24 protein-coding genes are annotated in these 26274 nt (G+C 62.0%); 15 read left to right on the forward strand and 9 right to left on the reverse strand.

What is annotated here, in order from left to right; all coding sequences use genetic code 11:
• Positions 1-61: 61 nt before the first annotated feature.
• The 4 genes from dgcB (at position 62) to ABEH27_RS10790 (ending at position 5701) form a co-directional block, all read left to right on the forward strand.
• Positions 62-2014, forward strand: a complete 1953-nt coding sequence (gene dgcB / locus ABEH27_RS10775) for a dimethylglycine demethylation protein DgcB (RefSeq protein WP_346613567.1) — start codon at positions 62-64, stop codon at positions 2012-2014.
• On the forward strand, positions 2014-3246 hold the full coding sequence (locus ABEH27_RS10780) for an electron transfer flavoprotein subunit alpha/FixB family protein (protein WP_346613568.1): 1233 nt from the start codon (positions 2014-2016) through the stop codon (positions 3244-3246). The genes dgcB and ABEH27_RS10780 overlap by 1 nt, the downstream gene beginning before the upstream one ends.
• 10 nt (positions 3247-3256) lie before the next feature.
• On the forward strand, positions 3257-4027 hold the full coding sequence (locus ABEH27_RS10785; RefSeq protein ID WP_346613569.1) for an electron transfer flavoprotein subunit beta: 771 nt from the start codon (positions 3257-3259) through the stop codon (positions 4025-4027).
• Positions 4028-4834: 807 nt separating this feature from the next.
• Positions 4835-5701, forward strand: a complete 867-nt coding sequence (locus ABEH27_RS10790) for an RHS repeat-associated core domain-containing protein (protein ID WP_346613570.1) — start codon at positions 4835-4837, stop codon at positions 5699-5701.
• A gap of 35 nt (positions 5702-5736) precedes the next feature.
• Here ABEH27_RS10790 and gbcA read toward each other — a convergent pair whose 3' ends face one another.
• Positions 5737-7029, reverse strand: coding sequence for a glycine-betaine demethylase subunit GbcA (gbcA, locus tag ABEH27_RS10795; RefSeq protein ID WP_346613571.1), 1293 nt, complete (start codon positions 7027-7029; stop codon positions 5737-5739).
• 295 nt (positions 7030-7324) lie between these two features.
• Here gbcA and gbcB point away from each other — a divergent pair, with 295 nt between their 5' ends.
• The gene (gene gbcB, locus ABEH27_RS10800) at positions 7325-8425 is read left to right on the forward strand and encodes a glycine-betaine demethylase subunit GbcB (RefSeq protein ID WP_346613572.1); all 1101 of its coding nucleotides are present in this window, start codon (positions 7325-7327) and stop codon (positions 8423-8425) included.
• A gap of 129 nt (positions 8426-8554) precedes the next feature.
• Here gbcB and ABEH27_RS10805 read toward each other — a convergent pair whose 3' ends face one another.
• The 4 genes from ABEH27_RS10805 to ABEH27_RS10820 form a co-directional block, all read right to left on the reverse strand.
• Positions 8555-8827 (reverse strand): DUF3077 domain-containing protein, encoded by a 273-nt coding sequence (locus ABEH27_RS10805; protein WP_346613695.1) that lies wholly within the window; start codon positions 8825-8827, stop codon positions 8555-8557.
• A gap of 4 nt (positions 8828-8831) precedes the next feature.
• Positions 8832-9101, reverse strand: a complete 270-nt coding sequence (locus ABEH27_RS10810) for a hypothetical protein (protein WP_346613573.1) — start codon at positions 9099-9101, stop codon at positions 8832-8834.
• Between the two features lie 417 nt (positions 9102-9518).
• Entirely contained in the window at positions 9519-9974 is a 456-nt protein-coding gene (locus tag ABEH27_RS10815) for a transposase (protein WP_346613574.1), read from the reverse strand.
• A 208-nt stretch (positions 9975-10182) separates the two neighbouring features.
• A complete protein-coding gene (locus ABEH27_RS10820) occupies positions 10183-11808 on the reverse strand; it encodes a methyl-accepting chemotaxis protein (RefSeq protein ID WP_346613575.1) in 1626 nt (541 codons plus the stop codon).
• A gap of 277 nt (positions 11809-12085) precedes the next feature.
• On the opposite strand from ABEH27_RS10820, the gene ABEH27_RS10825 reads away from it, so the two are divergent.
• From ABEH27_RS10825 to mcpH, 3 genes are all read left to right on the forward strand, one after another.
• Positions 12086-12316, forward strand: a complete 231-nt coding sequence (locus ABEH27_RS10825; RefSeq protein WP_346613576.1) for a hypothetical protein — start codon at positions 12086-12088, stop codon at positions 12314-12316.
• Positions 12313-12615 (forward strand): cell division protein ZapA, encoded by a 303-nt coding sequence (locus tag ABEH27_RS10830; protein WP_346613577.1) that lies wholly within the window; start codon positions 12313-12315, stop codon positions 12613-12615. Before ABEH27_RS10825 ends, ABEH27_RS10830 begins: the two co-directional genes overlap by 4 nt.
• A gap of 197 nt (positions 12616-12812) precedes the next feature.
• Positions 12813-14750, forward strand: coding sequence for a methyl-accepting chemotaxis protein McpH (gene mcpH / locus ABEH27_RS10835; protein WP_346613578.1), 1938 nt, complete (start codon positions 12813-12815; stop codon positions 14748-14750).
• 90 nt (positions 14751-14840) lie between these two features.
• Here the strand turns inward: mcpH and ABEH27_RS10840 are convergent, their stop codons facing one another.
• Both ABEH27_RS10840 and ABEH27_RS10845 read right to left on the reverse strand, forming a co-directional pair.
• Positions 14841-15254 carry a hypothetical protein gene (locus ABEH27_RS10840; RefSeq protein WP_346613579.1) on the reverse strand — a complete coding sequence of 138 codons (414 nt, stop codon included), beginning with the start codon at positions 15252-15254 and terminating at the stop codon, positions 14841-14843.
• Between the two features lie 180 nt (positions 15255-15434).
• Positions 15435-16475, reverse strand: coding sequence for a low specificity L-threonine aldolase (locus ABEH27_RS10845; RefSeq protein ID WP_346613580.1), 1041 nt, complete (start codon positions 16473-16475; stop codon positions 15435-15437).
• Positions 16476-16803: 328 nt separating this feature from the next.
• Between ABEH27_RS10845 and ABEH27_RS10850 the strand changes: the two genes are divergently transcribed.
• From ABEH27_RS10850 to purU, 6 genes are all read left to right on the forward strand, one after another.
• The gene (locus tag ABEH27_RS10850) at positions 16804-18057 is read left to right on the forward strand and encodes a serine hydroxymethyltransferase (protein ID WP_346613581.1); all 1254 of its coding nucleotides are present in this window, start codon (positions 16804-16806) and stop codon (positions 18055-18057) included.
• Between the two features lie 15 nt (positions 18058-18072).
• Positions 18073-19323, forward strand: a complete 1251-nt coding sequence (locus ABEH27_RS10855; protein ID WP_346613582.1) for a sarcosine oxidase subunit beta family protein — start codon at positions 18073-18075, stop codon at positions 19321-19323.
• A 14-nt stretch (positions 19324-19337) separates the two neighbouring features.
• Complete coding sequence (locus tag ABEH27_RS10860) at positions 19338-19673, forward strand: sarcosine oxidase subunit delta (RefSeq protein WP_274100462.1); 336 nt, start codon at positions 19338-19340, stop codon at positions 19671-19673.
• Entirely contained in the window at positions 19670-22687 is a 3018-nt protein-coding gene (locus ABEH27_RS10865; protein WP_346613583.1) for a sarcosine oxidase subunit alpha, read from the forward strand. The genes ABEH27_RS10860 and ABEH27_RS10865 overlap by 4 nt, the downstream gene beginning before the upstream one ends.
• 243 nt (positions 22688-22930) lie before the next feature.
• Positions 22931-23563 (forward strand): sarcosine oxidase subunit gamma family protein, encoded by a 633-nt coding sequence (soxG, locus tag ABEH27_RS10870; protein WP_346613584.1) that lies wholly within the window; start codon positions 22931-22933, stop codon positions 23561-23563.
• 12 nt (positions 23564-23575) lie between these two features.
• Positions 23576-24433, forward strand: coding sequence for a formyltetrahydrofolate deformylase (gene purU, locus ABEH27_RS10875; protein WP_346613585.1), 858 nt, complete (start codon positions 23576-23578; stop codon positions 24431-24433).
• A 31-nt stretch (positions 24434-24464) separates the two neighbouring features.
• Here the strand turns inward: purU and ABEH27_RS10880 are convergent, their stop codons facing one another.
• Positions 24465-24815, reverse strand: a complete 351-nt coding sequence (locus ABEH27_RS10880; protein ID WP_132842946.1) for a hypothetical protein — start codon at positions 24813-24815, stop codon at positions 24465-24467.
• A 182-nt stretch (positions 24816-24997) separates the two neighbouring features.
• Positions 24998-25873, reverse strand: coding sequence for an RHS repeat-associated core domain-containing protein (locus tag ABEH27_RS10885; RefSeq protein ID WP_346613696.1), 876 nt, complete (start codon positions 25871-25873; stop codon positions 24998-25000).
• On the opposite strand from ABEH27_RS10885, the gene ABEH27_RS10890 reads away from it, so the two are divergent.
• The gene (locus ABEH27_RS10890) at positions 25778-25981 is read left to right on the forward strand and encodes a hypothetical protein (protein WP_238342123.1); all 204 of its coding nucleotides are present in this window, start codon (positions 25778-25780) and stop codon (positions 25979-25981) included. The two genes, ABEH27_RS10885 and ABEH27_RS10890, sit on opposite strands and share 96 nt — an antisense overlap.
• The last annotated feature ends 293 nt before the right edge of the window (positions 25982-26274 follow it).

The following is a 26274-nucleotide window of genomic DNA, read 5'->3' on the forward strand; positions in this document are numbered from 1 at the left end:
AGCCCGCTCCCACAAGGGGCATAGCGGCGCAAGAATTCAGCTGTTGTTGTGGGAGCCTCCCATGTTGAACACCCTTCTACCTATTCTGCTGTTCGCTGCCCTTGGCCTGGCGGTGCTCGGCGCCCTGCGCCGGGTGCGCATGTGGCGGCGTGGCCGGCCGTCCAAGGTCAACCTGATCGGCGGCCTGCTGGCCATGCCGCGCCGCTACCTGGTGGATCTGCACCACGTGGTCGAGCGCGACAAATACATGTCCAAGACCCACGTGGCCACCGCAGGCGGCTTCGTACTGTCAGCCGCGCTGGCCATTCTGGTGCACGGTTTCGGCCTGCAGAGCAAGATCCTCGGCTACGCGCTGCTGGTCGCCACGGTGATCATGTTCAGCGGTGCCATCTTCGTCTTCAAACGGCGGCTCAACCCGCCTTCGCGCCTGTCCAAAGGCCCGTGGATGCGCCTGCCGAAAAGCCTGCTGGTGTTTGCGGCAAGCTTCTTCATTGCCACCTTGCCGGTTGCCGGCATCCTGCCTGCCAACAGCGGTGGCTGGGTGATGGTCGCGGTACTTGGCCTGGGCGTGCTGTGGGGCGTGTCGGAGCTGTTCTTCGGCATGACCTGGGGCGGCCCGATGAAACACGCCTTCGCCGGTGCCCTGCACCTGGCCTGGCACCGCCGTGCCGAACGCTTCGGCGGCGGCCGCTCCACCGGCCTCAAGCCGCTGGACCTGGAAGACCGCAACGCGCCGCTTGGCGTGGAAAAACCGGTGGACTTCACCTGGAACCAGCTGCTGGGCTTCGATGCCTGCGTGCAGTGCGGCAAATGTGAAGCCATGTGCCCGGCGTTCGCCGCAGGCCAGCCGCTGAACCCGAAAAAACTCATCCAGGACATGGTCATCGGCCTGGCCGGTGGCACCGACGCACAATTCGCTGGCAGCCCCTACCCGGGCAAACCCATTGGCGAGCACGGCGGCAACCCGCACCAGCCGATCGTCAACGGCCTGGTCGATGCCGAAACGCTGTGGTCGTGCACCACCTGCCGCGCCTGCGTCGAAGAGTGCCCGATGATGATCGAGCACGTCGATGCCATCGTCGACATGCGCCGCCACCTCACGCTGGAGAAGGGCGCGACCCCGAACAAAGGCGCCGAAGTACTGGAAAACCTGATCGCCACCGACAACCCGGGTGGTTTCGCACCCGGTGGCCGCATGAACTGGGCAGCCGACCTCAGCCTGAAACTGCTGCCGGAAGTGAAAACCACCGACGTACTGTTCTGGGTAGGTGATGGCGCGTTCGACATGCGCAATCAGCGCACCCTGCGTGCGTTCGTCAAAGTGCTCAAGGCCTCCAGTGTGGACTTCGCCGTACTCGGCCTGGAAGAGCGCGACAGTGGCGACGTGGCGCGCCGCCTGGGCGATGAAGCCACCTTCCAGCAGTTGGCCAAGCGCAATATCCAGACCCTGGCCAAGTACAAGTTCCAGCGCATCGTCACCTGCGACCCGCACAGTTTCCATGTGTTGAAGAATGAATACGGCGCACTGGGTGGGGATTACCAGGTGCAGCACCACAGCACCTATATCGCCGAACTGATCGCAGCCAAAAAGCTCAACCTCGGCCAGCACAAGGGCGGCAGTGTCACCTACCACGACCCGTGCTACCTGGGCCGTTACAACGGTGAATACGAAGCGCCCCGCGAAGTGCTCAAGGCACTGGGTATCGAAGTGCGCGAGATGGAGCGTTCGGGCTTCCGTTCCCGTTGCTGCGGCGGTGGCGGCGGCGCGCCGATCACCGATATCCCGGGCAAGCAACGTATCCCCGACATGCGCATGGACGACATCCGCGAGACCAAGGCCGAGCTGGTTGCAGTGGGTTGCCCACAGTGCACCGCGATGCTCGAAGGCGTGGTCGAACCGCGCCCACAGATCAAGGACCTCGCCGAGTTGGTAGCCGATGTGCTGATCGAAGAGGAAACCCCGGCGGCCGCAAAGTCGCCAACGGTCAAACGTGAACCTGCGGAGGTGCACTGATGAGCGACATCATCCGCCGCGACCCACGCGCCGAGTGGATCGCCCGTAACCGTCTGCACCCGCTGCATGCGGCCCTGCAGACGCAACAAACCCGTTGGATGGGGCCGAACGGCCTCATCCGCAAGAACCCGCATGCCATCGCCGCCGGGTTCATCGGCCCCAGTGGCCTCAAGCGTATCGACCGCAGCGGTGCCCAGCAGGGCACCGGTGTCGGCGGGCGGCGCGCAGCGGCAGCGGTGGTGCAGTTGCCGCTGCACCAGGTGCCGGCGCCGGCGTTCTACATTGCCGTAGTGCCCGACATGGTCGGTGGCCGCCTGAGCAGCCACGACCGCGACCTGCTGGGCCTGGCGCACAGCCTGGCCGGCACGGACGGCGCAGTGTTGGCCGTGGTGTTTGGCGAACACAAGGAAAACAACTTTTCCACAGCCGGGGTCGATCGCCTGCTGGTTATCGAAGGCGAGGCGTTCGAAGGCTATGCACCTGAGCAACGGGTGCAGGGGCTGCGGGCTGTGGATAACCAGTTCACGCCGCGCCACTGGCTGCTGCCCGATAGCCGCACCGGTGGTGGCGAACTGGGCCGGCGCTTCGCTGCCGCCTTGGGCGAGCGGCCGGCGACGCGGGTCTGGCAGGTCAAGGACGGCCAGTGCATCGGCCGTGCTGGCGCGGGCCAGCAAGACCTGCAACGCGCCCTGCCACGGTTGATCCTGGCTGCGGCGGAATGTGCCGAACCTGTCAGCGAGACCCGCCACGAAGCGCTGCCGGTGGAGTTGTCCACAGGCTTCGCACGCAGCCTGTCGCGTATCGAGGACCTCGGCTCGGTGGCCGTAGACCCGGCCACCATTGCCATGGCCGAGTCGGAGTTCATCGTTTCGGGTGGTAACGGCGTCAAGGACTGGGACCTGTACCACAAGGCTACCGCAGCCCTCGGCGCCACTGAAGGCGCCTCGCGGGTGGCAGTGGACGACGGCTTCATGCCGCGCAACCGCCAGGTGGGTGCAACCGGTACCTGGGTTACTGCGCGGGTTTACGTGGCTGTGGGTATCTCTGGCGCGATCCAGCACCTGCAGGGCATCGGCGCCTGCGACAAGGTGGTGGCGATCAACATGGACCCGGGCTGCGACATGATCAAACGTGCCGACCTGTCGGTGATTGGCGACAGTTCGGCAATTCTCCAGGCACTGATCGAGGCTGTGGACAACTTCCGCAGCGGCGGCCAGCGCGACGCGGCATAAGGGCACGAGCATGAGTACGAACGTCATCAGCCTGGTTTCCATCGGTGCCCACCCCAGCTCCGGCCGCGCACGCCGCGCCGAGCAGGATGCCCGCGCTGTGGAGCTGGGTTTGCAGCTGGCTGGGGATAACTTGCAGGTGGTGCATGCCGGCGACCCGCAAGAAGAAGCATTGCGCGCCTACCTGGGCATGGGCCTGGACCACCTGGATGTGCTGGAGCAGCCCGCCGGGGCCGATGTGCTGGGCGTGCTGGGGGATTACCTGCGCGACGCCGGGGCGCAGTTGGTGCTGACCGGCAGCCAGGCCGAGACGGGTGAAGGGTCGGGCATGTTGCCGTTCCTGCTGGCCGAAAAACTTGGCTGGCCGTTGATCGTGGGGTTGGCCGAGGTGGAGTCGATCGAGAACGGCACCGCCCAGGTATTGCAGGCCTTGCCGCGTGGTCAGCGGCGCCGGCTGAAAGTGCGCCTGCCGTTGCTGGCGACTGTGGATAACGCTGCGCCTAAACCGCGCCAGAGCGCATTCGGGCCGGCGCGCCGGGGTGTGCTGGCGGCGCGTAATGTGGCGATAGTCGAGGATGATCTGCTGGCCGAAGCCGAGTTGCAGCCTGCACGGCCACGGCCCAAGCGGCTCAAGGTGATCAAGGCCAAGAGCGGCGCCGACCGGATGAAGGCTGCGACCGCCAAGGCCAGTGGCGGTGGCGGCAAGGTGCTGAAGGATGTTTCGCCACAGGAGGGCGCCGAGGCCATCCTCAAGCTGCTGGTGGAAGAGGGCGTGCTGCGCTAAAGCCCTCCGCGCTCGCCGGCAAGGCCGCCCTCACTTTGTGGGAGCGGGCTTGCCCCGCGAACACCGGCCCAGCCGGTGCCATACACCGCGGGGCAAGCCCGCCCCCACAATGATCCCCTGATCTGCTGCATGCACATTCTGCCTGTGCATAAGTCCATCCTGTTGCCCACCACACCGCTGGATTTGGCGAAAATGGCTCAACCATCAGGTGCAACTCTGTTTTGCCCACGGAATCTGTTCGTCAAGGTGTGGATAAAGTGTTGGTGCATGGCTGGGGGCCATATATAACGGGGCTTACAGAGCTTTGATCATAAATTGATCAGGTCTGAGCCGGCTCTTCAGGCACAGATATGCGAGTCTCTGGGTGGTTTTGCCCACAATCGCTGTTAGCTGGTCTGTGGATAATCTGTTCGGCACTAGCTGTAAGCCGTGCAACACAAGGCTTTTGAAGAACTGATCAGAAAACGATCAAATTGGGTCTGAATCCTATGTTCCAGGCATATCAAGGCCTTGAATCCTTTATCCACAACCTGATTGCAGCGGTTGTCCTGATTGCCCACAATCTCTGTTGGTGTCTCTGTGGACAACGTGTACGGAGTAGCCTGTAGCCCCCGAGATCCAAGGGCTTCAGTGCTTTGATCAAATATTGACCAATTCCTTCGGGACACTCCTCACAGAAGTGCAAGTGCACTCCGCACTGAGTTCCTTACAAGTTGTGGGTAAGTCTTGCAGACCTGTCATTTTTGTCAGTTAGCAGCATTGCTTCCAGCTGTTAGGGTGAGCTATCACAAACAGTGGGGCTCTTACATGCACCATGCGCTGCGACCATCCACGCGAACCCGTGCGGGCGGGGGTTCAAGGGCCTATCTACCCTACGGTGCCCGCATACTGGACGATGTCGCGTTGCTCGCCTTTACCGGGCAGCCTGTCGACCCTCTGACGGGCTGCTACCACTTGGGCAACGGCCGGCGGGTATATAACCCGGTGTTGATGCGCTTTCAATCCCCTGATCCTTTCAGCCCATTTTCAATCGGCGGGCTGAATACTTACGCCTATTGTGGTGGCGACCCTGTCAACCGGGTAGATCCCAGTGGAGCGAGTTGGCTGAGCAAGTTGATAAGTGGCTTCAGCCTATTGTCTAGCTCGGTCACTTCAATCGGGGCTACCGCGCGGACGGCCCGGAATGTGGTCATTCGCCTGGAAGCCCAACATTCCGGCTCCCTTATCAACGAGCCGAGCCTGAGATCAAGGGTAGGTAACACCGTCTTCTTGTACACAGGATTGGCGGGGGGGGCAGGGACGGCGTTGAGCGGTGTAGAGCAAGGGTGGATAGGTAATGTGCTGACCAGCCACGGCCGTCGGCTGGGGGTGGGTAGCGCGGTAGGAAACATAACAGGTGGTCTTTTCTCCAACGTCGAGGCGGCGCAGGCCGTATGGCGCGGAGTGGGACAGCCAGGTGTGTCAGCGGGCAGGGTGGCGTGGGAAACGTTCTATGAAGTCACTGGCGCGAGGATGATGGTTGAAGGGGCTTCATACTTATGGGGAGGCGCAAGGGCATTGGGGGCGCGGATAAACTCGGCTTATAGTGCGGCTGCAGAGGCTTGGCGGAGCTGGGGTGCCAATCAAACTCCGAGTGCACCCCCTTCGACACCTGTGGGGAATATCAGACGCTGACACGGCGATGCGCCGTGCCAGCGGGGTGGGGCGGGTTACTGCGCTTTCACCTCTTTCAGGTAAGCAGCAGGCTCTGCGCCCAAATTGGCCAGCACACGGTCGCTGTACCAGTCAATGAAGTTCACCACACCAAACTCGTAAGTCTTCGAGTAAGGCCCAGGCTGGTACGCCGTGGAGTTGATGCCACGCTGGTTTTCCTCCGCCAGGCGGCGGTCCTGGTCGTTGGTGGCGTCCCACACCTTGCGCATGCGCTCAGGGTCGTAGTCCACGCCTTCCACGGCATCCTTGTGCACCAGCCACTTGGTGGTGACCATGGTTTCCTGGGCGCTGATCGGCCACACCGTGAACACGATCATGTGGTCGCCCATGCAGTGGTTCCAGGAGTGTGGCAGGTGCAAGATGCGCATCGAGCCGAGGTCCGGGTTCTTGATGCGGCCCATCAGCTTCTGGCAGGCCTGCTTGCCGTCCATGGTCATCGATACCGTGCCTTTGAGCAGCGGCATGCGCACGATACGGTTACGCAGGCCGTGACTCTTGTGCAGGTACGGGATTTTTTCGGCTTCCCAGGCGGCGGCCGAGGCGGCTACGTGGTCCTTGAATTCCTGGCTGGCGCGCGGGTCGTTGGTGTCGTCCCACTCCAGCAGGGTTTGCAGCAGCTCCGGGTGCGAACCGCTGCAGTGGTAGCACTCGCGGTTGTTTTCCAGCACCAGCTTCCAGTTGGCCTTTTCCATCAAGGTGGTATGCACCGCTACCTTGGTGTTCTCCATGTCGTAAGGTTCCATGTAGTGTTCCAGCGTGGCCAGGAACTCGTCGATGGCAGGTGGGTTTTCCGACAGGCTGATAAAGATGTAGCCACCGGCAACCTTCACGTTCACAGGCTTCAGGCCGTACGCCTTCATGTCGAAGTCGGCGCCCATTTCGGTGCCTGCAAACAGCAGGCGACCGTCCAGTTCATAGGTCCACTGGTGGTAGTGGCAGACCAGCTTGGCCACTTTGCCTTTGTCGCTGACGCACAGGCGCGAACCGCGGTGGCGGCAGACGTTATGGAAGGCGTGCACCTTGCCCTCGGCGCCACGCACCACCAGGATCGGGTTCTTGCCGATCTGCAGGGTGATGTAGTTGCCCTTTGCCGGGATCTCGCAGGTCATGCCGGCGATCAGCCATTCTTTCTGGAAGATCTCCTGCATGTCGATCTGGAACAGACGCTCGTCGGTGTAGAACGGCTGGGGCAGCGAGTAGGTGCGCTCGCGGGTCTGCAGCATCTCGGCGGTTGCCTTGCGTGCAGGTTCAAGTGGATCGCCCAGGCTCAGGGTTGCGGTGACGTCCATCGTGTAATCCTCGGGGCCGTGTGCGGCCGGCAAAAGGTGGCTAATCGTTGTTGTGGTGCCGCAAGACTGGCTGCCAGAAAAAGGCAGTTTCTTTTGCCGTGGAGTGTGCGTCCGAAGGCGGCGCGAACCGTATCCATGGGCGACATGGCCGATTTGAATTACGACGCGCCAGCCCTTGTATCACGGGGCTGGTCGCGATAAGCACGCCGATGTCGCAGGCAGGAATGTACGTCGCGTTCAGCTTGCGCATTATCGCAGCCATGAAAAGGGCCAGAGTCGGCCGCTGGAGATGAACATGTCCGATACCTTCCTCAATCCGGTCACCACCCAGACCTGGGCCAACGGCCGCCACATCGTGCGCTGCGTCAAGGTCATCCAGGAGACCTGGGACGTGCGCACCTTCTGCTTCATGGCCGACCAGCCGATCATGTTCTTCTTCAAGCCTGGGCAGTTCGTCACCCTGGAGCTGGAAATCGAAGGCAAGCCGGTGATGCGCTCCTACACCATCTCCAGTTCGCCATCGGTGCCCTACAGCTTCTCGATCACCGTCAAGCGCGTACCGGGCGGTCTGGTTTCCAATCACCTGCACGACACCATGCACGAAGGCGCCGAGCTGCCGGTGCACGGCCCGGTGGGGCTGTTCAACGCCATCGATTTCCCGGCGGGCAAGACCTTGTACCTGTCGGGTGGTGTCGGCATTACCCCGGTGATGTCGATGGCGCGCTGGTTCTACGACACCAACGCCAACGTCGATATGGTCTTCGTGCACAGCGCCCGTTCGCCGAAAGACATCATCTACCACCGCGAGCTGGAGCAGATGGCCTCGCGCATCCCCAACTTCAGCCTGCACATCATTTGCGAGAAGCACGGTTTGGGCGAGCCCTGGGCGGGCTACCGCGGCTACCTGAACCAGCGGCTGATGGAGCTGATCGCGCCCGACTACATGGAGCGCACGGTGTTCTGCTGCGGCCCGACGCCGTACATGACCGCCGTCAAGCGCATGCTCGAAGCGGTTGGCTTCGACATGAAGAACTACCACGAGGAGTCGTTTGGGGCGACGCCTGCGGAGGCCAAGGCCGATGCCGTGGAGCACGCCGAGCAGGCCGCCGACGCGCCGGAGGTGGACGTCTCGGATCTCAACCTGGTGGAGTTCATCGGCAGCGAGAAGAGCATCCGCATCGCCCCGGGCGAGACCGTGCATGCGGCGGCGGCCAAGGTTGGCCTGATGATTCCGAAAGCCTGCGGCATGGGCATCTGCGGCACTTGCAAGGTGCTCAAGCTGGGTGGCGAGGTGGAGATGGAACACAACGGCGGGATTACCGAGGAAGACGAGGCTGAGGGTTACATTCTGTCGTGCTGCAGTGTGCCTAAAGGGGATGTGCGGATCGATTACTGATCCGAGGGCCCAGGGGGCTGCTTTGCAGCCCATTCGCGGGGCAAGCCCGCTCCCACAGGTATTGCACTGAACCTGAGGGCAGTGGAGTACCTGTGGGAGCGGGCTTGCCCCGCGAAGAGGCCCTAGAGGTCAATGCAATCTGTTCTTGGCCATCTCGATGTCATTCATCAAAGCTTTGGCCAAAGCACTCAGGTAGTCCGCAGCGCCCAGCAACTTGTGGTCATCCTCGATATCTCCCTCTCGAACCAGATGCTTGATGTAGCCCAGCAGGACCGAGACCTGTTCATAGGTATCATCGATGGGAATACCCGGCTGGACCCTTAACAGGTCAATCGGCGGGTTACCCACTTCGAGGAACGTTTCTGCACCGATCGTGGCCGTGGATTTGGTTTCGTCCGCCATATCGTCATCCCTCTGCCTTTTGGCCATAAAGCCGATCATGCACATGCTCCACCAGGGAGTGCGCGATCTCGGTGGCATGCATGGCATTGCTCAGCATGCTCAGGCCATGCTCGCCGGCGCGGGCGCGGCAGTGTTCGTCGATGGTTTCGATGACGCCGCGCAGTAGCTCGCTGACGTGAGCCAGGGCGTCGGGTGGGTACATGTCGGATTGGAAGGTGAAGAAGGGGGTGGTGATGGGTTTGCGGTGGGGTGGGTCTGGGACGATCTTTTTCATGATGTAATTCCAGCTTCATGACAAAGGGAACTACCACCTGAATCTTTCTCATGGATTGAGGGTGGCAGCCGTATGCAGGTGTGAGAAAGCCGATAGAAGCTAGCAAACACTCGGCCAGGCAAAAGCCCGCCCACATACGGCCACCATAATGGTGCTGCTAGCTAAATATCGGGTTCTCATGCCCGGTCGCCGAAGCGACCCGAAAACGTTATCCCTGAGGCATTTCCCCGACAACAGCGACACTTCAGCAGCGCGCGTAGGATAATTCCCAAGTATCCCAATCTTGAAGTATTTGGTTTCAAATTCAGAAATGTCTTACGGCTGCCGGCCCATTCGCGGGGCAAGCCCGCTCCCACAGGTTTTGCACTGAACCTGAGGGCAGTGGAGTACCTGCGGGCTTGCCCCGCGAAGAGGCCCTCAAATCCATACCGCATCCCAATGCGGATAATCGCTAGCACGGCGAACCAACCCTGCTCTTATGGGATTGGCAACGATGTACCTGGCCACGTGCACAACATTCTCCTCACGGCGCAAGGCATGGTCCTGATAGCCCGGTTGCCATACCTTCCGGCGCGGCATGCCGAGTTGATAAAGCGCATGACTGCTGCGCGACTTGAACCTGCGCATCAAGCAGCACAGCGTGCCACTTCGTAATTCGATCAGCCAATGAACATGGTCTGGCATGACCACCCAGGCCAGGGATCGGCAAAGTCCATCGAGCTCGGTTTGCCTCAGTTGATGGATCACGCAGCGGGCTAACTGGAAGTGGGTGAAGATGCGTTTGCGCTCGTGAGTGACGGTGGTCAGCAAATAGAGCCTGCCAGGCTGAGACAAGCGGCCACGGCGCAGTAGGTGGGATTGGGCACGGTCCATGTGTTGCTCCCTTTGAAGACTCAGGGAAACACTAGGTCAGCTGGTGTCAGTTCGAGGTGCGCAATGGTTGCTGGATATTGGGTGGCAGGGCCGGCCCATTCGCGGGGCAAGCCCGCTCCCACAGGTATTGCACTGCACCTGAGGGCAGTGGAATACCTGTGGGAGCGGGCTTGCCCCGCGAATGGGCCGCAAAGCGGCCCCATCCATGTCAGGTGCGGAAGCGAGCCACCAGCCCATTCAAGTCCACAGCGAGACGCGACAATTCAGCGCTCGCCGCGCTGGTCTGATGCGCCCCGGTCGCGCTCTGCACCGACAGGTCATTGATGTTCACGAGGTTGCGGTCAACCTCCCGCGCCACTTGGGCCTGCTCTTCCGCCGCGCTGGCGATTACCAGGTTACGTTCGTTGATTTGCGCGACCGCACCGGCAATGGTGTCCAGCGCCATGCCGGCACCTTTGGCGATGTTCAGCGTCGACTCGGCGCGTTCGGTGCTGGTGCGCATCGATTCAACCGCCTCTTCGGTACCGCCCTGGATGCTGCCGATCATCCGCTCGATTTCGCTGGTCGACTGCTGGGTGCGGTGCGCCAGGGCGCGCACCTCGTCCGCCACCACGGCAAAGCCACGGCCCGCTTCACCGGCCCGGGCTGCCTCGATCGCGGCGTTGAGTGCCAGCAGGTTGGTCTGGTCAGCAAGGCCACGGATCACATCCAGTACTTTGCCGATGTCGCGCGATTGTTCGGCCAGGTGGGTGATCAGTTTGGCGGTGGATTGCACATCGCCGCTCATGCGCTCGATGGCACTTACGGTTTCCAGCACCAGGTCACGGCCGTCGCCGGTCGAGCGGCTGGCTTCGCTGGAGGCTTCCGAGGTGCTTACAGCGTTACGCGCCACTTCTTCGACGGCGCTGGTCATTTCGGTAACCGCTGTGGCGGCCTGCTCGATCTCGTTGTTCTGCTGCTGCAGGCCACGCGCGCTTTCGTCGGTAACGGCGTTCAGCTCTTCGGCAGCCGACGCCAGCTGGGTGGCGGAGCCAGCGATCAGTTGCAGGGTGTCGCGCAATTTGTCCTGCATGCGCGCCATCGCGCGCAGCAGGCGCGCGGCCTCATCGGTGCCTTCGGCGCGGATGGTATGGGTCAGGTCACCGTCGGCAATCTGCTCGGCAGCCTGCAAGGCTTCGTCGATGGGTTTGACGATGCTGCGGGTCAGCAGCAACGCGCAGACGAAGGTCAGCACGGCCGCGGCAATCAGCAGGCCGATCACCAGGGCGAAGGCCGCGGCGTACTGGCTGGCGGCGGTTTCGTTGGTGGCGCGGGTCTGGTCGGTGTTGATCCGCACCAGGGTGTCCATGACCTTGTTGATCTGCTCGGAGTTGGCCAGCAGGTCGCGGTTGAGCAGGTCACGCAGTTCGTCGGTGCGGTTGGCCTGGCTCAGGGTGCGCATGCGCGACTCCAGCTGGCGGTACTGGTTGAGCAGTTCGCTGTACTGGTCGAAGGCGGCCTGTTCGTCGGCCGCGCCGATCATCGGCAGGTAAGCCTGGCGGGCGCGGTCGATCTGGGCGTTGCGCTGGTCCAGCAGGTTGAGGGTGTCGCGCTGGGTTTCCGGCTCGCGGTTGAGCAGCAGGCGGTAGGAAAGCGTGCGCATGCGCAGGTTGAGCGAGGTCAGCTCATCGAGGGTCTTGATGCTGGGTACGCTGATGTTCTCGATGGCGACGCCCGCCTGGCGGATGTTGCCCATCTGCATCAGCGAGAAAATACCAAGGCCGAGCATGAGCAGGCCGATCAAGGCGAAGCCTAGCAATGCGCGCGGGGCGATGTTCATGTTGCGTAGAGACATGGGGGGAGGAATCCAGGCAAGGGAGGAAGGCGCAGTCCGTGCGACAGAATATGACTTGCCTGGCTATCGGTCGTGACCGGCCAGTCTTGAGCGTGAGCGCGCAAATAGGTGAGCCAGCTATCTATTTACCTGACCGGCGGTTGACCCAGGCCGGAACAAGGGGCCGGATACCCTGTCAATCTTCGGGCTAAGAAACCTTGTGAATCCGTTATTTAATGGCGATGGCTCGCGCTTTTCTTTATCGTGTGCGCCCTTTGCAACAACCTGAGATATACCCATGCTGGAAGCTTCCCTGAATCAAATCGAGCAACTGGTCAGCGACCTGATGCAGAAAAACGCTCAACTCACCGAGCAGAACACTACCCTCGGCCAGGAACTGGCCCAGGCCAAAGAAGAAAACGAAACCCTGCAACTGTCGCTGATGGAGCAGGAAGAAAAGAACGGCGCCACCGCCGCGCGTATCCAGGCGCTGGTTGAGCGCGCCAGTGCAGGTGTCGTCAACGCATGAGCCTGCACGCGCAGCCGGTCAATGTCGTGTCGATCCTTGGCAGCGACTATTCGATCAAGGCGCCCGAAGGCCAGGAAGAAACCCTGGCACAGGCGGTGCGGATGTTGAACACCGCTCTGGCCGAGACCAAGCGTTCGTACCCGACCCTGATCGGTGACAAGCTGCTGGTGCTGGCTGCGCTGAACCTGTGCTCCAAGCAGGTTGAGCTGCAGAAGGAGCATCAGCAGACGCTTGCGCGCACCCAGGCGCAGATCGACGCCACGGTGGACGCAATTGTTCGGACCATGGCCGAACAGTAAAAGCACGAGAGCTGGGTGAATACCCTGTGGGCTTGTCCCGCGACGCAGGCACCGCGCTGGATGGCACGGGCTTCGCCCGTGTTCGCGGGACAAGCCCGCTCCCACAGGGTCCGTACTCTTGTCCTGGATCACTGGAATAACTGCATACGTAAGTGTATACACTTCCCCCAAAACAATAATTGGCGGGGAGCAGGGGCATGCGTATCTGGCGTCGGAGTATCCAGTGGCAGTTGATCGCGAGCATGGGCGCGGCCCTGCTGGCCAGCATTCTGGTAGTAGTCGTTATCTTCACGGTGGCACTCAACCGCCTGACCGACCGCTACCTGGTCGACACGGCGCTGCCGGCCAGCATTGAAGCCATCCGCAACGATATCGAGCGCATGCTCGGCCAGCCGCTGGTGGCGGCGGCGGATATCGCCGGCAACACGCTGCTGCGTGATTGGCTGGCAGCCGGTGAAGACCCTGTCCAAGCGCCACGCTTTGTCGAGTACCTGCAAGCTGCCAAGCAGCGCAACCATGCCTTCACCACCTTGTTTGTCTCAACCGAAACCGGCCATTACTACAACGAGAATGGCCTGGACCGTACCCTCAGCCGCGAGAACCCCAAGGACAAGTGGTTTTACGGCTACATCGACGGCGGCGCCGAGCGCCTGATCAATATCGACATCGACGGTGCCACGGGTGAACTGGCGCTGTTCATCGACTATCGGGTGGAAAAGGACGGCAAGCTGGTCGGCGTGGCCGGCATGGGCCTGCGCATGACCGAGCTGTCGCAGCTGATTCACGACTTCAGCTTTGGCGAGCATGGCAAGGTATTCCTGGTGCGTAACGATGGCCTGATCCAGGTGCACCCGGACGCTGCTTTCAGCGGCAAGCGCCAGCTCGCCGAGCAGCTCGGCACGGACGCTGCCAAGGCTGTGATGACCGGCGGCGAAGGCCTGCGCAACAGCCGTTTCAGCCGTGACGGCGAACGTTACCTGGCACTCGGCCTGCCCCTGCGCGACCTCAACTGGACGCTGGTGGCCGAGGTGCCGGAGTCGGAAATCTACGCACAAATGCATCAGGCGGTATGGCTGACCAGCTTGATCGGTGGCGCCGTGGCACTGGTGTCGCTGCTGCTGGTGGTGCTGCTGGCGCGGGGATTGGTGCGGCCTGTGCGGCGCGTTACCGCTGCGCTGGTGCAGATTGGCAGTGGCGCAGGCGACCTCAGCCACCGCCTGGACGATTCGCGCGAGGACGAACTGGGTGACCTGGCCCGGGGCTTCAACCGCTTTCTCGACAGCCAGCGCAGCCTGATTGGCGAGGTGTTGCAGACTTCCGAACGGCTGCATCGGGCGGTTGAGCAGGTAACCCAGGTAGTGGACAACACGGCCGAGCGCTCCGGGCGGCAGCAGGAAATGACCGAAATGGTTGCCACTGCCGTACACGAAATGGGCCTGACCGTGCAGGACATTGCCCGCAATGCCGGTGATGCGGCGCAGGCCTCGCAGGCGGCGCGCGACGAAGCCCTGCAGGCGCGTGAGGTGGTGCGGCGTTCGATTCAGGGCATCGAGGGCATGTCGGGCGACATCGGCAAGGCGGCCGATGCAGTCAGCCAGTTGGCCGACGAAGTCGCCTCTATCGATGAGGTTCTGGCGGTTATTCGCAGCATTTCCGAACAGACCAACTTGCTGGCGCTGAACGCTGCCATCGAGGCTGCGCGGGCAGGGGAAATGGGACGCGGGTTTGCTGTGGTGGCCGACGAAGTGCGCACGCTGGCGCGGCGCACGCAGTTGTCCACCGACGAAGTGCAACAGATGATCCAGCGCCTGAAGCAGGGCGCGGGTTCGGCGGTGAGCTCGATGCAGGCGGGGCAGCAGGCGACCGGCAGTGGGGTGGAATCGAGCCAGCGTACCGGGGCGTCGCTGGGCGCGATTACCGACCAGGTGGAACACATCAGCGACATGAACCATCAGGTGGCCACGGCGACCGAAGAGCAGTCGGCGGTGACTGAAGAGATCAACCGCACGGTGCAGGGCATTTCCGACCTGGCGCGGGAGACGGCGGCAGAGGTGCAGGGCTGCCGCGAGGAGTGCCAGGCGTTGCGCGGGTTGGCTGATGACCTGGCGCGGCAGATGGATGGGTTCAGGCTTTAGTGGGTAAAGATGTAAGTAGAGCCCAAGGAACGGGTAGGTCGTCAGGCGACCTACCTGTTGAAGAACTTCATGCTTTAACGCTTCACGTGACTAAACGGGCACCGCGTTAATCATCAAGAAGGTACCAACCTCTGGCCAGATGTCCACGATGCGTCCAGTCACCTTGTAGGTCTCATTGCCCTGTGGAAAGGTGTCCCCCTCATACAGGTACCTGCACATTGTTCGCGTCGGTTCATCCGGTATGCGGTTGTTAAGATAGACCAAAAGGGAGTTTGTAGCCGCCTCCTCTTTCAGCTCAGCAGAAACCCGCTTTGCGGGAATAGTGTAGTCGACAGTCAGTTTTATTTGACCACTGTTCAGAGTTGAAAAGCGGCGGTTGCGAAACGTCTTACCGTCATCGATTGAATTCAGAACCAAGTCTTTAACGGTGGCTGCTGGAATGGGTACTTCCGCATTGCCGATGACCACGGCCACGTCGAATGCGTCACCGTTCAGATTTGTCATGTCGGACTCCATTTTCAGTTGGGAATTTGTAAACCGACACAATTGTTGTACGTGGGCACTGTGCTGAAAACTAGCAAAATTACTAGTTTTGCAGTGGGATATCGGCCTATTGACTCAGATGGGCAAACTGGCCATCACCTGTGAGGGCAACCCTGCGCGGACTGCCCTCGGGTACCCTAATCAGTCGCCAAGAATGGCGCGGATATCCGCCGCCAGCTCGCGCACCCGCTCTTCTTCGGTATCCCAGGAACACATGAACCGCGCACCCCCGCTGCCGATAAAGGTATAGAACCGCCAGCCCTTGCCTCGCAGTGCTTCAATCGCAGGCTCCGGCATTTGCAGGAATACCCCGTTGGCCTCTACCGGGAACATCAGCTCCACCCCCGGCAAGTCACTCACCAGCGACGCCAGCAACTGCGCGCAATGGTTGGCGTGGTTGCCATGGCGCAGCCAGGCGCCGTCTTCCAGCAGCCCGACCCAGGGCGCCGACAGGAAGCGCATTTTCGACGCCAGCTGCCCGGCCTGCTTGCAGCGGTAGTCGAAGTCTTCGGCCAGTTGCCGGTTGAAGAACAGAATCGCCTCGCCCACCGCCATGCCATTCTTTGTACCGCCAAAGCACAACACATCGACACCGGCCTTCCAGGTCAGCTCGGCCGGGCTGCAGCCGAGAAATGCGCAGGCATTGGTAAAGCGCGCGCCGTCCATGTGCAGGTTCAGGCCCAGCTCCTTGCACGTTGCGCTGATTGCCCTGAGCTCGTCGGGGCGGTACACGGTGCCTACCTCGGTGGCCTGGGTGAGGGTGACCACGCGGGGCTTGGGGTAGTGGATATCCTGGCGCTTGAGCGCCACTTCACGGATCGACTCGGGCGTCAGCTTGCCGTTTACGCTGGGCGCGGTGAGCAGCTTGGAGCCGTTGGAGAAGAACTCCGGCGCGCCGCATTCGTCGGTTTCGACGTGGGCGGTCTCGGAGCAGATGACGCTGTGGTAGCTCTGGCACAGCGAGGCCAGGGCAAGGGAGTTGGCGGCGGTACCGTTGAAGGCGAAGAACACTTCGCAGTCGGTTTCGAACAGCTTGCGAAAGTATTCCGATGCACGCTCGGTCCACTGGTCGTCGCCGTAGGCGCGGTCGTGGCCCATGTTGGCCTTGGCCATGGCTGCCCAGGCTTCGGGGCAGATGCCGGAATAGTTGTCGCTGGCGAATTGTTGGCTCTTATCTGTCATGACACGGTCCTGTGAACGACGCAGAACAGCACTCTAAACCATCGATTCAGCGGTTGCCTATACAACTGTGTAGCGGTTGATTTTATCGATTGTTCACACCGGCCCTATCGCCGCAAGCCGGCTCCCACAATGGCCCAGGCGCCTAAGGACTCTGTAGGAGCCGGCTTGCCGGCGATAGGGCCGGTGTGAACGACACCAACGGCAATGTCGTAAACGCGCCATTGCAAGGCGTGCGCAGGCATCTGACCCACCCCGGCCAGTCATACCATCGCCACAAAGGGCCACAGTGCCTTACAGACAAGAAACGATCGCTGCCGGGAGAAACACGATGTTCAGCAAGCAAGACCAGATCCAGGGTTATGACGACGCACTGCTGGCGGCGATGAATGCCGAAGAACAGCGCCAGGAAGATCACATCGAGCTGATCGCCTCGGAGAACTACACCAGCAAGCGCGTGATGCAGGCCCAAGGCAGCGGCCTGACCAACAAATATGCAGAGGGCTACCCAGGCAAGCGTTACTACGGCGGCTGCGAACACGTCGACAAGGTCGAAGCGCTGGCCATCGAGCGCGCCAAGCAGCTGTTCGGCGCCGACTACGCCAACGTCCAGCCGCACTCCGGGTCGTCGGCCAACGGCGCGGTCTACCTGGCCCTGCTGCAGGCCGGTGACACCATCCTCGGTATGAGCCTGGCCCACGGCGGCCACCTGACCCACGGCGCCAAGGTGTCGTCCTCGGGCAAGCTGTACAACGCTGTGCAGTACGGCATCAACACTGATACCGGGCTGATCGACTACGACGAAGTCGAGCGCCTGGCGGTAGAGCACAAACCGAAGATGATCGTTGCCGGCTTCTCGGCCTACTCCAAGACCCTCGACTTCCCACGCTTCCGTGCCATCGCCGACAAGGTGGGGGCGCTGCTGTTCGTCGACATGGCCCACGTCGCCGGCCTGGTTGCCGCTGGTCTGTACCCCAACCCGATCCCGTTCGCCGACGTGGTCACCACCACCACCCACAAGACCCTGCGCGGCCCACGTGGCGGCCTGATCCTGGCCAAGTCCAACGAAGAAATCGAGAAAAAGCTCAACGCTGCCGTGTTCCCGGGCGCCCAGGGCGGCCCGCTGATGCACGTCATCGCCGCCAAGGCCGTGTGCTTCAAGGAAGCGCTGGAGCCTGAGTTCAAGAGCTACCAGAAACAGGTCATCGAAAACGCCCAGGCCATGGCCCAGGTGTTCATCGACCGCGGCTACGACGTGGTGTCCGACGGTACCGACAACCACCTGTTCCTGGTCAGCCTGATCCGCCAGGGCCTCACCGGTAAAGATGCCGACGCCGCCCTGGGCCGCGCGCACATCACCGTCAACAAGAACGCCGTGCCGAACGACCCGCAGTCGCCGTTCGTCACCTCCGGCCTGCGCATCGGCACCCCAGCCGTTACTACCCGCGGCTTCAAGGTCGCCCAGTGCGTGGCACTGGCCGGCTGGATCTGCGACATCCTCGACAACCTCGGTGACGCCGACGTTGAAGCCGATGTGGCGAAAAACGTCGCCGCCCTGTGCGCAGACTTCCCTGTTTACCGCTGAGTGGAGTAAACGACCATGCAACGCTACTCGGGCTTCGGCCTCTTCAAACACTCCCTCAGCCACCACGAAAACTGGCAGCGCATGTGGCGCACGCCGACCCCTAAAAAGGTCTACGACGTGGTCATCGTTGGCGGTGGCGGCCATGGCCTGGCCACGGCCTACTACCTGGCCAAGGAACACGGCATCACCAACGTCGCGGTGATCGAGAAGGGTTACCTGGGCGGCGGCAACACTGCCCGTAACACCACCATCGTGCGTTCCAACTACCTGTGGGACGAGTCGGCGCACCTGTACGAACACGCCATGAAGCTGTGGGAGGGCTTGTCCCAGGACATCAACTACAACGTGATGTTTTCCCAACGCGGCGTCTACAACCTGTGCCACACCCTGCAGGACATCCGTGACTCCGAGCGCCGCGTCAGCGCCAACCGGCTGAACGGTGTCGATGGCGAGCTGCTCAACACTGCCCAGGTTGCGGCTGAAATCCCGTACCTGGACTGCTCGAAGAACGCCCGTTACCCGGTGCTCGGCGCGACCGTTCAGCGCCGTGGTGGCGTGGCCCGTCACGACGCCGTGGCCTGGGGCTACGCCCGTGCCGCAGACGCCTTGGGCGTGGACCTGATCCAGCAGACCGAAGTGATTGGTTTTCGCAAGGAAAACGGCGCGGTCATCGGTGTTGAAACCAACAAGGGCTTCATTGGTGCCAAGCGCGTCGGTGTGGTCACTGCGGGCAACTCTGGGCACATGGCCAAGCTGGCCGGCTTCCGCCTGCCGCTGGAATCGCACCCGCTGCAAGCCCTGGTGTCCGAGCCGATCAAGCCGATCATCGACAGCGTGATCATGTCCAACGCCGTACACGGCTACATCAGCCAGTCCGACAAGGGCGACCTGGTGATCGGTGCAGGTATCGACGGCTGGGTCGGCTACGGCCAGCGTGGTTCGTACCCGGTGATCGAGCACACCCTGCAGGCGATCGTCGAGATGTTCCCCAACCTCTCGCGCGTACGCATGAACCGCCAGTGGGGTGGCATCGTCGACACCTCGCCGGATGCCTGCCCGATCATCTCCAAGACCCCGGTCAAGAACATGTTCTTCAACTGCGGCTGGGGCACCGGCGGCTTCAAGGCCACCCCGGGCTCGGGCAACGTCTTCGCCGCCAGCCTGGCCAAAGGCGAGATGCACCCGCTGGCTGCGCCGTTCTCCATGGACCGTTTCTACAACGGCGCACTGATCGACGAACACGGCGCTGCCGCCGTCGCCCACTAACCGGAGACACCGTCATGTTGCATATTTTCTGTCCCCACTGCGGCGAGCTGCGCTCCGAAGAAGAGTTCCACGCCTCTGGCCAGGCGCACATCGCCCGCCCGCTGGACCCTGCCGCCTGCTCCGACGAGGAGTGGGGGACCTACATGTTCTTCCGCGACAACCCTCGCGGTATTCACCATGAACTGTGGGACCACGTTGCCGGCTGCCGTCAGTACTTCAACGTTACCCGCGACACCGTGACCTACGAAATTCTGGAAACCTACAAGATTGGCGAGAAGCCGCAGGTGACCGCCAACGGCAAGCAGAGCAGCGCACCGTCGACCGTCAAAGGCCAAGGGGAAAAAGTATGAGCCAGACCTATCGCCTCGCCAGCGGCGGCCGTATCGACCGCAGCAAGGTCCTGAACTTCACCTTCAACGGCAAGACCTACCAGGGTTATGCCGGTGACAGCCTGGCTGCCGCGCTGCTGGCCAACGGCGTCGACATCGTCGGCCGCAGCTTCAAGTACTCGCGCCCGCGCGGCATCATCGCCGCCGGTACCGAAGAGCCGAACGCCATCCTGCAGATCGGCTCCAGCGAAGCCACCCAGATCCCCAACGTGCGTGCCACCCAGCAGGCGCTGTACGCAGGCCTGGTGGCTACCAGCACCAACGGCTGGCCGAACGTCAACAACGACGTCATGGGCATCCTCGGCAAGGTCGGCGGCAGCATGATGCCGCCGGGCTTCTACTACAAAACCTTCATGTACCCCAAATCGTTCTGGATGACTTACGAGAAGTACATCCGTAAAGCGGCAGGCCTTGGCCGTGCGCCGCTGCAGAACGACCCGGACAGCTACGACTACATGAACCAGCACTGCGACGTGCTGATCGTCGGCGCCGGCCCTGCCGGCCTGGCTGCCGCGCTGGCCGCTGCACGCAGCGGTGCGCGGGTGATCCTTGCCGACGAACAGGAAGAGTTCGGTGGCAGCCTGCTCGACAGCCGCGAAACCCTCGACGGCAAGCCGGCCGCTGACTGGGTGAATGCCGTGGTCAAGGAGCTTGAAAGCCTGCCGGAAGTGACCCTGCTGCCACGCGCCACGGTCAACGGTTACCACGACCACAACTTCCTGACCATTCACGAGCGCCTCACCGACCACCTGGGCGACCGTGCCCCGATCGGCCAGGTGCGTCACCGTGTGCACCGTGTGCGCGCCAAACGCGTGGTGCTGGCCGCTGGTGCCCACGAGCGCCCGCTGGTGTACGGCAACAACGATGTGCCGGGCAACATGCTGGCCGGCGCTGTCTCTACCTATGTGCGCCGCTACGGCGTGGCACCTGGCCGCAAGCTGGTGCTGTCGACCAACAACGACCACGCCTACCGCGCCGCGCTGGACTGGCACGACGCTGGCCTGCAGGTGGTCGCCATCGCCGACGCCCGCCACAACCCGCGTGGTTCGCTGGTTGAAGAGGCGCGTGCCAAAGGCATTCGCATCCTCACCTCCAGCGCCGTGGTCGAGGCCAAAGGCAGCAAGCACGTCACCGGCGCCCGCGTGGCGGCCATCGATGTACAGGCACACAAGGTGACCAGCCCAGGCGAAACCCTTGAGTGCGACCTGATCGCCACTTCCGGTGGCTACAGCCCAATCGTGCACCTGGCTTCGCACCTGGGCGGCCGCCCGGTATGGCGTGATGACATTCTTGGCTTCGTGCCGGGTGATGCCCCGCAAAAGCGCGAGTGCGTCGGCGGCATCCACGGTGTGTATGCCCTGGGTGACGTGATTGCCGATGGTTTCGAAGGCGGCGCACGCGCAGCCACCGAAGCCGGTTTCAAGGCCACCGTTGGCACCCTGCCAAAGACCGTTGCGCGCAAGGAAGAGGCCACCGTGGCGCTGTTCCAGGTGCCGCACGACAAAGGCAGCAAAGGGCCGAAGCAGTTTGTCGACCAGCAGAACGACGTGACCGCCGCTGGTATCGAACTGGCCACCCGTGAAGGCTTCGAGTCGGTCGAGCACGTCAAGCGCTACACCGCGCTGGGCTTCGGTACCGACCAGGGCAAGCTGGGCAATATCAACGGCCTGGCCATTGCCGCCCGTTCGATCGGCATCACCATCCCGGAAATGGGCACCACCATGTTCCGCCCCAACTACACGCCGGTGACCTTCGGCGCGGTAGCGGGCCGCCACTGTGGGCACCTGTTCGAGCCTGTGCGCTTCACTGCCCTGCATGCCTGGCACGTGAAGAACGGCGCCGAGTTCGAAGACGTCGGCCAGTGGAAGCGCCCGTGGTACTTCCCGAAAGCCGGTGAAGATATCCACACCGCCGTGGCCCGCGAATGCAAGGCCGTGCGCGACAGCGTGGGCCTGCTGGACGCCTCGACCCTGGGCAAGATCGACATCCAGGGCCCGGACGCGCGCGAGTTCCTCAACCGCATCTACAGTAACGCCTGGACCAAGCTTGACGTGGGCAAGGCCCGCTACGGCCTGATGTGCAAGGAAGACGGCATGGTCTTCGACGACGGCGTGACCGCGTGCGTCGGCGACAACCACTTCTACATGACCACCACCACCGGCGGCGCCGCGCGCGTGCTGCAGTGGCTCGAGCTTTACCACCAGACCGAATGGCCGGAAATGAAGGTGTACTTCACCTCCGTCACCGACCACTGGGCCACCTTGACCCTGTCCGGCCCCAACAGCCGCAAGCTGCTCAGCGAGCTGACCGACGACATCGACCTGGGCAAGGAAGCCTTCCCGTTCATGACCTGGAAGGAAGGCACTGTCGGCGGCGTGCCGGCGCGTGTGTTCCGTATTTCGTTCACCGGTGAACTGTCGTACGAAATCAACGTGCAGGCCAACTACGCCATGGGCGTGCTGGAAAAAGTCATCGAGGCCGGCAAGCAGTTCAACCTGACCCCATACGGCACCGAGACCATGCACGTACTGCGTGCCGAGAAGGGCTTCATCATCGTTGGCCAGGACACTGACGGCTCGATGAACCCGGACGACCTGAACATGAGCTGGTGCGTGGGCCGCAACAAGCCATTCTCGTGGATCGGCCTGCGTGGCATGAACCGCGAAGACTGCCTGCGCGAGAACCGCAAGCAGCTGGTGGGCCTCAAGCCTGTGGACCCGACCAAGTGGCTGCCGGAAGGCGCCCAGCTGGTGTTCGACCCGAAACAGCCAATCCCGATGGACATGGTTGGCCACGTCACCTCCAGCTACGCCTCCAACTCCCTGGGCTATTCGTTCGCCATGGGTGTGGTCAAGGGCGGCCTCAAGCGCATGGGCGAGCGTGTTTACTCGCCGCAGGCCGATGGCAGCGTGATCGAGGCCGAAATCGTGTCTTCGGTGTTCTTCGATCCGAAGGGTGAGCGGCAGAACGTTTGACTCCGGGCCCTGTGGTGAGCCGGCTGGCCCTATCGCCGGCAAGCCGGCTCCCACAGGTTCGATGCAGTTCTGAAGGCTGATGCTGTGCCAGCAATGAGGCCAAGCAGATGTCTCCCACAGGATCGATGCAGATCTGAAGGTAGGTGCGGTCCCTGTGGGAGCCGGCTTGCCGGCGATGAGGCCGGTAAACACACCCTGCAAGCTGCGTCGTATCGACCACCAAGAATTCAAGGCAGGTAACAAATGAGCGCTATCAACGTCTTCCAGCAAAACCCCGGCGCCGAAGCCAAGGCCCAGTCGCCACTGCACCACGCCGACCTGGCCAGCCTGGTTGGTAAAGGCCGCAAGAACGCAGGCGTGACCCTGCGCGAGAAGAAATTCCTCGGTCACCTGACCCTGCGTGGCGACGGCCACAACCCGGAATTCGCCGCAGGCGTGCACAAGGCCCTGGGCCTGGAGCTGCCGGTAGCCCTGACCGTGGTCGCCAACAACGAGATGTCGCTGCAGTGGCTGGGCCCGGATGAGTGGCTGCTGATCGTGCCTGGCGGCCAGGAGTTCGCCGTCGAGCAGAAGCTGCGCGCGGCCCTCGAAGGCCAGCACATCCAGGTGGTCAACGTCAGCGGCGGGCAAAGCCTGCTGGAGCTGCGCGGCCCGAACGTGCGCGAAGTGCTGATGAAATCCACCAGCTATGATGTGCACCCGAACAACTTCCCGGTGGGCAAGGCCGTCGGCACCGTGTTCGCCAAGTCGCAACTGGTGATCCGCCGCACCGCCGAAGACACCTGGGAGCTGGTGATTCGCCGCAGCTTCGCCGACTACTGGTGGCTGTGGCTGCAGGACGCTTCGGCTGAATACGGCCTGAGCATCGAAGCTTAAGGAGAGCAGAACATGAGTCGGGCACCGGATACCTGGATTCTCACCGCCGACTGCCCGAGCATGCTCGGCACCGTCGACGTGGTGACGCGTTTCCTCTTCGAGCAGCGCTGCTACGTGACGGAGCACCACTCCTTCGATGACCGGCAGTCGGGGCGCTTCTTCATTCGCGTGGAGTTCCGCCAGCCGGACGATTTCGACGAGGCCAGCTTCCGCGCCGGCCTCGCCGAGCGCAGTGAAGCGTTCGGCATGGCCTTCGAGCTGACTGCGCCCAACCACCGCCCCAAGGTGGTGATCATGGTGTCCAAGGCCGACCACTGCCTGAACGATCTGCTGTACCGCCAGCGCATCGGCCAGCTGGGCATGGACGTGGTTGCGGTGGTGTCCAACCACCCCGACCTGGAACCCCTGGCGCACTGGCACAAGATCCCCTACTACCACTTCGCCCTCGACCCCAACGACAAGGCGGGGCAGGAGCGCAAGGTGCTGCAGGTGATCGAGGAGACGGGTGCCGAGCTGGTTATCCTCGCCCGTTACATGCAGGTGCTGTCGCCCGAGCTGTGCCGGCGCCTGGATGGTTGGGCGATCAACATTCACCACTCGCTGTTGCCGGGCTTCAAGGGCGCCAAGCCTTACCACCAGGCGTACAACAAGGGCGTGAAGATGGTTGGCGCCACGGCGCACTACATCAACAACGACCTCGACGAAGGGCCGATCATTGCCCAGGGCGTCGAGGTGGTGGACCACAGCCACTATCCGGAAGACCTGATTGCCAAGGGGCGGGATATCGAATGCCTGACCCTGGCGCGGGCTGTGGGGTATCACATCGAGCGGCGGGTGTTTCTGAACGCCAACCGCACCGTGGTGCTGTGAACACTAGGGTCGTCAGGTACGGACGACCCTATTATTCTTTCTCGTAGCCGATCTGAACCTTCAGGGTGCCGCCATCGACGAAGGTCCAGGTCTTGCTGATGATGCGGTAGTCCACATCGCCGTCATCAGTCTCTTGAGTGTAAGTGTCGCCGACTTTCATGTACGACTCCGCTTGCGCTTTGCTGAATTGGAAAGCCGAATCCGCATAGCCAGGGCCACCTTCAGTGAATACGGTGACCTTCAGCATCTGCGAGGTGTTTTCTCGCCAGCTTTTGCGGGTGACCCGGGTCGGACCAGGCGCCCCAGCGAAAACGATTTCATCGTCGACGCTCATCGTGGCCAGTGCGATCTTCTTCTCGATATCTGATTTGAATTCACTCATCACTAACGCTCCTGTAGGTTTGACAGCAAGCCAATGCTAGGTTTCGGGCCGAGCCTTTGGCTACTGGCAGAATTGCCAGGTGATGTGATGAAGCGCTGCCGCTAAATGGCATCTTCTTGTCGCATCCAGTCACCGGCCACGCGCAAAAAAAACCCTCAGATGGGGTTTTTTTTTGCACTTCATTAATCGAACCGTCGGCTGTGGTAAGCGCTACTTCTCAAACCCCGTGCACGTTGCTCCAAGTAGGAGAGGGCGGGACTGGCAGCGCGACTGCCCGTCGGTGTGGAGTCTGTTGAAGCGTCTGTTGACAACGAGGAGTCGGAAGAATAGTGGCGCGCTCTAGGCACAGTGCCTGGCTGACGACGTGGCAGAACGCGTGCTAGCGAAGCCGATCGATTGTGACGCACAGAAGGCAAGTCGTGGAGCAAACGACCATTAGTTGCGCCCGTGGGCCAAGGAGGAGAAGCGTTCACCCCAGCTGGGACCATGCTCGGTGTCTCTATGAGAGCGGGCGCCGGTAGCGCTTGCTGTGGTGTCTGAATGCTTGAGTGGGGGGCTGTCACTGGCCTTGGGCTTGGCGCGACGGCCGCTACCTGCCGAGATGGCCGAGGTAGGGATGAACCCATGAACATCCTTCCGTTGGTACCGGTGAAAGGCAATGGGCGGTGGCGGAGTCCAAGAAATTTGATAATGGCTTTAGCCAGCATGGGCAGGCTGATATGGCCTGACGGGTCGACGTGGTTGACGGGGTCACCTAGGCAATAACAGTAAGTGTTCAGTCCTCCCACTGAAAAAGGGCCCCAGCTATCAGGCGCGCAAAAGCGCATGAGTGTCGAGTTGAAGCGGCGGTAACCATTGCCTAACAATGACCCTGTAATAGCGTGGTCATAACGCTCGCCATTGAACCCAAGCAGCGTCAGGGGAGAAGGCAAGGTGGGGGCATGGCCGTAACTTGAATAGGCGTGAGTCTGCTCTTCCTCTTTGCTATTCACCTGCAGCACAGACCCTTTGTCGTCCGTTGCCAGCAGCCCGGCGCTGGAAGCTTCGCCGGCCTGCACCTCGGCCAGCGGCATCGCGGCATTGCGGAAGATAGCGCGGTGCTGGTCGCCGTGTTTGACGGTGATCAGCTTGTCGCCTTGGTAGAAAAACTGGGTGTTGCTCAATGACACGCTCATGGCTTTGGATCCTTGAGTGCTGTACGTCGAGTATCGGGTGGGTTATCTACAGGCGCTGGCCGCGAATCTTTTTCAGTTTTGAACGGTCGCCAGATTAATGAAACTGGCAAAAGTAACAGGTGCCGCCGGGGCATTCGCTTGCGCCCTTGCCCCGGCATTGGGCCTATCAGTGCATCATTCCAAGCTCGGTATTTATCGCCAGGCCTGGCCTCATCGCCGGCAAGCCGGCTCCCACAGGTAATGCGCCAGGCTTGAGGCCTGTGGTGTACCTGTGGGAGCCGGCT

This window comes from Pseudomonas sp. P39-UII1 (assembly GCF_039672635.1).
Taxonomy (GTDB): Bacteria; Pseudomonadota; Gammaproteobacteria; order Pseudomonadales; family Pseudomonadaceae; genus Aquipseudomonas.